Raw genomic sequence first — 793 nt, 5'->3', positions numbered from 1 at the left:
CGCTGGTGGTCGCCGCGCCTCACATTCGCTTTTACGCCGGTGCCCCGTTGAAAACGCCCGAAGGCAGGGCATTCGGCTGCATGTGCGTGATTGGCTACGAGCCGAGGCAGCTCAACGACGTGGAGCGAGAAATTCTCCAGTCGGTTGCCGAGATTGCCGGTAGTGCGCTCGAGGCCAGTAACAATGTCGGTTTCGTGGACTCAGCAACAATGCTTCCCAATCGGCAACGGCTGATGCGGGATATCGAAGCGCTGCAGGCGCGTGCGTCGGCTAGGTCATCGAAGCCCTACACCCTCATCTTTCTGGAAACGACCAAGCCCGGTTACTACTACGAGCTGGTTCGCGGCTTCGGAATCGATGCCGTGGAACGGCAGTCGCTTAGTATTGCTAACCTGCTGCGCATCTCTCTGCCTGTCGCCCACGGGCTCTACGCGGTCACACTCTCGCGCTTCGCGATCCTGCTGCCCGCCGAGGACAAAGAGCCTACCTTTATGCTCATCGAGCGGCTCAACGACCGCTTCGCATCGCATGGCTTCGAAACGATGCTGCCGATCCCTCTCAACCTCAAAGCGGGTTACTACGACTTCGACCCGTTCGAGGTGCGGGCGGCAGACGCCTTCCGTCGGTCGTTCAGCGCTCTGCACGAATCATTGTCCGTTCGCGTTTCGCCGATGCCATATAGCCCGACGTTCGATCAGGACCAGCGGCGACAGCTTGCGCTAACCCATGGGCTATCCGCCGCCTTGGAATCCGACGATCAGCTCTATTTGCTCTATCAGCCAAAAATCGATCT

1 protein-coding gene is annotated in these 793 nt (G+C 59.3%); it reads left to right on the top strand.

Annotation, left to right across the window (positions count from 1 at the left end; genetic code table 11):
• Positions 1 to 47 precede the first annotated feature (47 nt).
• Positions 48 to 793, top strand: a 746-nt coding sequence (locus IE125_RS19140) for a hypothetical protein (protein ID WP_189446288.1), incomplete at its 3' end; no start/stop codon positions are given.

This window comes from Salinicola rhizosphaerae, assembly GCF_014652715.1.
GTDB classification, from domain to species: domain Bacteria; phylum Pseudomonadota; class Gammaproteobacteria; order Pseudomonadales; family Halomonadaceae; genus Salinicola; species Salinicola rhizosphaerae.
This window is presented reverse-complemented; position numbering and strand designations above follow the sequence as displayed.